This is a genomic window from Nodosilinea sp. LEGE 07088, assembly GCF_015207395.1.
In the GTDB taxonomy this organism is placed as follows: Bacteria; Cyanobacteriota; Cyanobacteriia; order Phormidesmidales; family Phormidesmidaceae; genus Nodosilinea.
The window spans coordinates 1-8796 of the sequence record NZ_JADEWX010000214.1 but is presented as its reverse complement, the minus strand read 5'-3'; the positions used below and the strand labels follow the sequence as shown (position 1 = coordinate 8796).

Annotated in this window: 3 protein-coding genes and 1 pseudogene; 2 read left to right on the top strand and 2 right to left on the bottom strand. The window is 58.6% G+C overall.

Annotated features, from left to right (window positions below; translation table 11 throughout):
* Positions 1–125 precede the first annotated feature (125 nt).
* On the bottom strand, positions 126–2762 hold the full coding sequence (gene adhE / locus IQ254_RS27525) for a bifunctional acetaldehyde-CoA/alcohol dehydrogenase (RefSeq protein ID WP_193969347.1): 2637 nt from the start codon (positions 2760–2762) through the stop codon (positions 126–128).
* A gap of 711 nt (positions 2763–3473) precedes the next feature.
* Here adhE and IQ254_RS27520 point away from each other — a divergent pair.
* A complete protein-coding gene (locus IQ254_RS27520) occupies positions 3474–6254 on the top strand; it encodes a bifunctional acetate--CoA ligase family protein/GNAT family N-acetyltransferase (protein ID WP_193969346.1) in 2781 nt (926 codons plus the stop codon).
* Positions 6255–6612: 358 nt separating this feature from the next.
* Positions 6613–8484, top strand: coding sequence for an alpha/beta hydrolase (locus IQ254_RS27515; RefSeq protein WP_193969345.1), 1872 nt, complete (start codon positions 6613–6615; stop codon positions 8482–8484).
* A 160-nt stretch (positions 8485–8644) separates the two neighbouring features.
* Here IQ254_RS27515 and IQ254_RS27510 read toward each other — a convergent pair.
* Positions 8645–8796, bottom strand: a pseudogene (locus IQ254_RS27510) (photosystem II D2 protein (photosystem q(a) protein)); the annotation flags it as partial.

The following is an 8796-nucleotide window of genomic DNA, read 5'->3' as shown; positions in this document are numbered from 1 at the left end:
GGGGGAGAGGGCTACTATTGGGGTTTGAGCGATTGCAGGGGATAAAGCAGGTTGAGTTCCCTAGCTCCTGAGGCTTCCTAGCTCCCGTGCGTTTGTTAGATCTGCAAAACTACCTGCCCTCTGGCTTAGGCGGTGGGCTGGAGCTCGGGCAGGGGGCGATCGCGGGTTGCGATCGGCGATATGCCTCGGTAGGCATCGACCAGGAGCTGCTTCAGATCGCTGATCAGCGGGTAGCGGGGATTGGCCACCGTGCACTGGTCGTCGAAGGCCTGGTCGGCGACCAGATCGAGTTTGGCGAAGAAGTCTTCTTCGGTGCCCGACATGGCATCGCGGATGGACACCGGAATGTCGAGCTGTTGCTTCAGGTCTTCGACGGCGGCGATCAGGGCATTGACCCGCTCCGCTTCGGTCTGGCCCCCCAGGCCTAAAACTTCGGCAATGCGGGCATAGCGGGCATTGGCCTCGGGGTACTTGTACTGGGAGAAGGTGGCCTGCTTAAAGGGAGCATCGGTGGCGTTGTAGCGAATCACGTGGGAGATCATCAGGGCATTGGCCAGACCGTGGGGAATGTGGAAGGTGCCGCCCAGCTGGTGGGCCATGGAGTGACAGATGCCGAGGAAGCTATTGGCAAAGGCCATACCGGCGATCGCCGCCGCGTAGTGCACCTTCTCTCGGGCCTCGGGGTCGCTGGCCCCCTGGTGGTAGGCCCGGGGCAGATAGTCAAACAGCAGCTGAATCGCCTCCAGAGCTAATCCGCTGGTAAAGTCAGAGGCCATCACCGAGACGTAGGCTTCGAGGGCGTGGGTGAGGGCATCGATGCCGCCGTAGGCGGTGAGCCGCTTGGGCAGATGCATCACCAGGGCCGGATCGACGATCGCCATGGTGGGGGTGAGGGCATAGTCGGCCAGGGGATACTTGATGCCGACCCGGTGGTCGGTCACCACCGCGAAGGGGGTGACCTCGGAGCCGGTGCCCGAGGTAGTGGGAATCGCCACCATGATTGCCTTTTCACCCAGGGGTGGCAGCTGGTAAACCCGCTTGCGAATATCCATAAACCGCATCGCCAGCCCCTCAAACTCGATTTCGGGGTGCTCATACATCAGCCACATCACCTTGGCGGCATCCATGGGCGACCCGCCGCCGATGGCGATGATCACATCGGGCTGAAACGAGTTCATCATCGCCAGGCCCCGCTGCACCGTTTCGAGGGAGGGGTCGGGCTCCACGTCGTAGAAGATGTCGTAGGCCAGGCCCACCTGCTTGAGGGCCGCCTCCAGGCTGGCGGTCATGCCCAGGTCGTAGAGGGGGCGATCGGTGACCACAAAGGCGCGCCTTTTCCCGGCTAAATCCTGGATTGCTACGGGCAGTGAACCCGCCTTGAAATACACCTTGGGCGGCACCCGGAACCACAGCATGTTTTCCCGCCGTTCGGCCACGGTCTTGATGTTGAGCAAATGCACCGGCTCGACGTTCTCGCTGATCGAGTTGCCGCCCCAGCTGCCACAGCCCAGGGTCAGCGACGGGTCGAGCCGGAAGTTGTAGAGGTCGCCGATCGCCCCCTGGGAGGAGGGCGTGTTGATCAGCACCCGCGCGGTTTCAACGCTGTCTTCAAAGTTGCGAATGTGTTCGCTGTTGGCCGGGTCGGTGTAGAGCACCGCCGTGTGGCCGCGACCGCCAAAGCGCACCAGCTGCTGGGCTTTGCTGACGGCATCGGCAAAGTCGGTGGCCCGGTACATGGCCAGCACCGGTGACAGCTTTTCGTGGGCAAAGGGCTCATTGACGTCGATATCCGAGACTTCGCCGATCAGCACGCGGGCGTCTGCGGGAACGCTGATCCCCGCCAGCTGGGCAATATTGGCCACCGACTGCCCAACGATGGCGGCATTGAGGCGACCGTTGACGATCAGTTGATGGCCCACTGCGGCGCGATCGCCTTCGTCCAGAAAATGGGCCCCCCGCAGGGCAAATTCCTGGCGCACCGCTTCGTAAATCTGATCGAGCACGATCACCGACTGCTCACTGGCGCAGATCATGCCGTTGTCAAAGGTCTTGCTGAGCAAAATCGAAGACACCGCCACCCGAATATCTGCCGAGTCGTCAATCAGCGCCGGGGTATTGCCCGCCCCCACCCCCAGGGAAGGGTGCCCCGACGAGTAGGCGGCCTTCACCATCGAAGGGCCGCCCGTCGCCAGGATCAGGTTAATGCTGGGATGCTGCATCAGCACCTGGGACAGCTCTACGGTGGGTTCATCGATCCAGCCGATGATGTCGGGCGGGGCTCCTGCTGCCACCGCTGCCTCCAGTACCACTCGCGCCGCCTGAATGGTGCAGCGCTTGGCGCGCGGGTGGGGCGAAAAGATGATGGCGTTGCGGGTCTTGAGGGCAATCAGCGCCTTGAAAATTGCGGTCGAGGTTGGGTTTGTCGTCGGCACGATCCCCGCCAAGATGCCGACGGGCTCAGCAATCCGCTGAATACCAAAGGAACTGTCCTCTTCGATCACCCCGCAAGTCTTTTCTCCCTTGTATTTGTTATAGATAATCTCAGAGGCGAAGTGATTTTTAATCACCTTGTCTTCGACCACGCCCATGCCTGTTTCTTCAACGGCCATTTTGGCCAGGGGAATGCGCGCGGTGTTGGCGGCGAGGGCCGATTTTTTAAAGATTTCATCCACTTTTCCCTGGGGAAAAGCCGCATATTGCTCCTGGGCCAGGGCCACTCTTTGGATAAGTTCTTCCAGGGCTGGAACGGTGGCGATCACCATGGCGCAACTCCTCAATAAAGACTATAGAAAAACTAACGGCGCTGAGATAACAGCCAACCTACATGTAAGCCAGAGAAATCCGCTCATTGTGGCCTACACAGGCAAGAATACTGGGATCACCAAGGAAAATTTCTACGGCTACTCTTGCCGCTATCTATCTCTGCAGCCTTTCTGCAGCTTTGGCAACCATCATCATAACCAATCCATAGATCAACGAAAAACACTGTGTTCAGAGGGGAACAGGTACCGTAGCGATGAGTAAATGTGCTTATCCTGCTCTCTCTTCGTAGTCTAGCGCTGCCACCGGGCCGCATCACCCTGGTTTAACAAAAATAAATACCTTGAGGATCAATATTCTCTGTTTAGTAAAAATCACTACGTTGGTTCGATTGAAAGCGTGATCGGCATGACATTTTGTTGGCCCTAAAACAATCAACTGATTGTTTTTTGGGGTTTGGTATAGACCCTGACATCCCTTTTTGAGGGGCGTGAATATTCTGAAAAGAATATAAAAACTATGGGAAGAATAAAACCCTTGGCTTCAAGTTTGAACTAGAACAACTTAATGCTTGCCGTAGGGTCGCTCAACGGCTTGCTTTCGAATTTAAGAAATTTTGGGTTCCGAGTCGGTTCCCGAACGCTTTGTGAATCGCGACATTACGCCTAGCCTTAAACCGGGCTTAGAAAAACGCCGATACAACAGGGGTCACTATGGTTCAGCTTCAATCGCCCACGCCAGCGCTCACCCCCGATCCGGCCTACGACATTTTGGGGTCAGAGCACCAACCCCTGGGGGCCATCTTTAACCCGGCTACGGTGGCCGTCGTCGGGGCCAGCGATCGCCCTGGCAGCGTCGGCCGCACCCTGCTGTGGAATCTAATCAGCCATCCCTTCGGCGGCACCGTGTTTCCGATCAATCCCAAGCGCAGCAGCGTCCTGGGGATCAAGGCCTATGCCTCGCTCAGCGCGGTGCCCGAACCCATCGACCTGGCCATCATTGCCACCCCGGCCCCCACCGTGCCCGAGATTATTCGCCAGTGCATTGAGGCGGGGGTCAAGGGGGCGATCGTGGTGTCTGCCGGGTTCAAAGAGATTGGCGCGCCGGGCATCGCCCTAGAGCAAGACATCCTCGACCAGTTGCGCCACAGCTCCCTACGGCTGATCGGCCCCAACTGTCTGGGGGTGATGAACCCTCGCCTGGGGCTCAACGCCACCTTCTCGGGCACCATGGCCAACCCCGGCCATGTCGCCTTCATTAGCCAGAGCGGGGCGATCTGCACCGCCGTTTTAGACTGGAGCACCCGCGAAAACGTGGGGTTTAGCGCCTTTATCTCCATCGGCTCCATGCTGGATGTCAACTGGGGCGACCTGATCGACTATCTGGGCGACGATCCCCAGACCCACAGCATCGTGATCTACATGGAAACGATTGGCAATGCGCGATCGTTTCTCTCGGCGGCGCGGGAGGTGGCGCTGACCAAACCCATCATTGTGATCAAAGCCGGGCGCACCGAAGCCGCCGCCAAGGCTGCCGCCTCCCACACCGGGTCTTTGGCGGGCAGCGATGCCGTGCTCGACGCCGCGTTTCAGCGCTGCGGCGTTTTGCGGGTAGACTCGATCGCCGAACTGTTTGACGTGGCCGAAGTGCTGGCCAAGCAAAACCCCCTGCCCAAAGGTCCCAAGCTCACAATTATCACCAATGCGGGCGGCCCGGGTGTGCTCACCACCGATGCCCTGATTAAGTCTGGCGGTCAGCTGGCGACCCTCAGCGCCGCCACCCTGGAAAGTCTCGATCAGATTTTGCCGACCCACTGGAGTCGCGGCAACCCGATCGATATTTTGGGCGACGCCGATCCCGAGCGATACATGCAAACCCTCGAGATTGCCGCCCAGGATGCGGATGGTGACGGGCTGCTGGTAATCTTGACGCCCCAGGCCATGACCGACCCCACCCGTACGGCGGAGCAGCTCAAGACCTGCGCTCAAACCCTCAGCAAACCCGTTCTGGCCAGCTGGATGGGCGGGGCTGACGTGATGGCCGGGGAGGCGATTTTGAATCAGGCCAGCATTCCCACCTACCCCTACCCCGATGCGGCGGCTCACCTGTTTAACTTCATGTGGCGCTATAGCTACAACCTCAAGGCGCTCTACGAGACCCCCACCCTGGCCAGCGACGGGCGAGAAAATGGGGCCGACCCGGCTCAGGTTGCGCCCCTGCTGCGATCGGTGCATAACCAGGGGCGATCGCTCCTCACCGAGCAAGAATCTAAGCAGGTTTTGGCGGCCTACGGTATTCCGGTAGTGCAGACCCTCAAGGCGACCAGCGAAGCCGAAGCCATGGCCCACGCCGATCGCATCGGCTACCCGGTGGTGCTCAAGCTGTTGTCAGAAACGATTACCCACAAAACCGATATTGGCGGGGTAAAACTCAATCTTCCCAACGCCCTAGCGGTGCGGCAGGCCTACCAGGAGATTGAGCAATCGGTCACCGCCAAAGCCGGGCCCGAGGCCTTTGACGGGGTGACGGTGCAGCCTATGATCAACCGCGACGAGAGCTACGAGCTGATTTTAGGCAGCAGTCTCGACATTCAGTTTGGCCCGGTGCTGCTGTTTGGGGCCGGGGGGCAGATGGTCGAGGTCATGCGTGACAGCGCTGTCGCCCTGCCGCCGCTGACGACTACCCTGGCCCGGCGACTGATCGAGCACACTCAGATTGCCATGGCGCTCCGGGGGGTGCGCGGTCGGGCCGCCGTTGACCTCGACCAGCTCGAACAGATTTTGGTGCGCTTTAGTCAGCTGGTGGTTGAACATCCTCAAATCAAAGAGATTGACATCAACCCGCTGCTAGCTTCCCCCGCCGATGCCCCGGTGTCTCAGACCCTGCAAGCGCTGGATGCCCGGATCGTGCTCCACGATGCCGAGGTGGATCTCTCCCAGATTCCCAAGCCCGCGATTCGGCCCTATCCGAGCCAGTATGTCGCCGACTGGGCGCTGAAAGACGGTCGCCCGGTGAAAATTCGGCCCATTGGCCCCGAAGACGAACCCCTGATCATTCAGTTTCACCAAACCCTGTCCGAGGAAAGCGTCTATCTCCGCTATTTCCACATGATGAAGCTGAGCCAGCGCACCGCCCACGAGCGCTTAACCCGGATCTGCTTCATCGACTACGATCGCCAAATTGCCCTGGTCGTCGATTACCAAAACCCCGACACCGGCCAGCGCGAGATTTTGGGAGTCGGGCGGCTGACCAGGCTCAACGGCACCAGCGAGGCCGAATTTGCTATGCTGGTCGCCGACTCGACCCAGCGCCTCGGGGTCGGCACCGAACTGCTGCTGCGATTGATTCACGTTGCTCAAAGCGAATCTATCAGCCGCATTACCGCTGAGATTTTGCTAGAGAACCGCGCCATGCAGCACGTCTGCAAGAAAGCTGGCTTTGAGCTGCACCCCATCGGCAATGGCTTAGTCAAGGCCGAACGGGCGATCGCCTAGACTTCAAAGGATGCTGGGTCATAGCTCGGCAATTCAGGGCAGTCCTAGGGTATCTCTGCCCAAAATAGAGGATAAGGTCTGGCAGTGATGACCATCACAACCTACCCCAAGCTTAATAGCCATAGCGATAACGACGCCAACACCTAGACGAAGGTGTTGGCGATGATTGAGAACTGCTTGATCTTGCAGTGGCGTGCTGGTGTACTTGCTGGGACTGAATCTGAGCAGTCGTTGCGTCTAGGCGGGCATGGCGCAATAGTCCACAGACAAAATCCTGATTAAGTTTGTCCAGGTTAGACTTTCTAAAATTGCAGTGGCTGTGTCAACCTCATGAATGTTCCATAGGTTCCAAACAACCATGAGCCAATCCACCGGGCGCTATCTGATTAATATCGAGAGCATCCCCAGGGTGGCAACTGCATCGACCGGTGCGGATGCGGCCAACTCCTTGCCAGAGTTTCTGGCCTATTTTGTCGGCAGCACCGCCCCCAACAATGTCGAGGACGCCGTTAGCCCGGTTGCTGACCCAACCCCTACGATCGCTGAAATCGCCCAATTCCTCCACCGCCAGGCCCAGCCAGAAATATTGTTTGCGGTCCATGGCTACAATACCGCCCTCGGCAACTTTGCCACAGATGCAAACCAGCAACCCCAGGGCGACGGCGTCAAAGGGTGGTATCAGGATATTTGCAACGACATCGCCCAAAACTACGACCAAAAATCTGAGGGGCTGATGATGATCGGCTACCGCTGGCCCTCTGAACGGATTAACGGCCACGGCAACGATACCCTCAAAAGCAAGCTGAGCTATGCCCGTCGATCGCTACCCGTCATCCTGAAGGTAATTGTAATTGTGGCGTTTGCGGTTTTGGTCGGGCTGACCCTGGTGGCGCTGTTCACGCCCCTGCCCGGCACCGTCGCCTTTGGCATTGGGGGTGTCCTGCTGTTGCTGATGGCGACGATCGCAATTTCCGTGGTGCTGACCCTCTTTCTGCTGCGGATTGTGGGTTACTTTCGAGACTCGTACCGGGCCAACAACTTTGGGGTGCCCGACCTGGTCGAACTGATTCGCCAGCTCGACAAAGCCGTTGTTGAGGCCGACCCCGCTGCCGATTGGTCAGAGCGGCCCCGCATCAAGCTATCGTTCATTGGCCATAGCATGGGCAGTTTTGTGGTCACCGACACGGTGCGCATTTTGTCAGACGTGTTTGACCGGAGCTCGATCGGGCAGACCAGCCTGGGAGCCGACAAAGCCAAGTCCCCCTCGCCCAATATTGGCAACGTCTTTTCGCTGGGGCGGCTGGTGCTGGTGGCCCCCGACATTCCAGCAGAAACGATTATTTCGAGCCGGGCCAACTTTCTCAGCTCGTCGCTGCGACGGTTTGAGGAGACTTATCTATTTAGCAACGAGGGCGATATGGCTCTGAAGCTCGCCTCTACCGCCGCCAACTACGCCAGTTTCCCCACCCGCACCCGCGAGGGCGGCTACCGGCTGGGAAATGTGGTAGTCAGGTTGCCAGACCCTAAAGCACCTAATACCTATGGGATTGTCAACCTCGACCCCAGCAGTGGCGATCTATTGGATGTGCAGCCGCGATCGCCCATTACCTCCAATGCTAGGCCCCAGAGCGTCACCCCTACGGCTCAAGTCACTACCCTAGAGGCTGCGGGAAAAACCCTGACGGTGACAGTGTCGTCGTATCTAAAGTACCTGTACACCCTGCAACGTACCTCGCTGCTCGATCGCCAGCTAGAGCTGCTTGACGCCAACCAAAAGCCGATCGCAGAGCTGTTTACCGTCTTTGACTGTACCGACTACCGCGAGGCGCTGCCCGGCCATGGGCAGGTGGGGCTATTGAGCCATGCCCTAGGCAAGCGATCGCTGAACTTGATCGACTACGTCAGGCTCAGCATTGATTTTTTCCGAGGTAAAATCGACACCCACGGCGGCTATTTTGCCGAAGCCGTCACTGGGGTAGACCCCACTCGGCCCGAGGCGCGGCTGACGAAGCAGTTGATCTACGGTCTGGCCTGTCTGGGCTTTCAGCCGCTGTTGGTGGCGGTAACAGACTGCCCCGAGTTCGAGACTCAGCCACCCGCCACCCGCAAGCAGGTCCTACAGCAATTTTCAAGGCTGTGCCAGGGCCAAGGCATTCAGGTGCTGCTGGCAGCAGAGCGATATAATCAGGCCATTCTCGGGATTGCAGAGCGCGATCGCACTGGCTACTAATTGCAAGAGCAACCCCCAGGCTCAGTCACCTATTCTGGATGATTGCCGCCCGTTTGCCCTGGCCCCTATGGCCGGCTTCCTTTGGCTACTCTACTGAGCTGCTAAGCAAAAAAAAGAGGTGCTTCAGCACCTCTTAACGGTTGTAATTACCGGTAGCAATCTACAGCGCGTTACCGCGAGGTAGAACCTCTTCGGGGAATACAAACTTCTCATGGGGCTGGTCGGTCGGGGCCATCCAGGCCCGAATGCCTTCATTCAACAAGATGTTCTTGGTGTAGAAGGTCTCAAACTCAGGGTCTTCTGCCGCCCGAA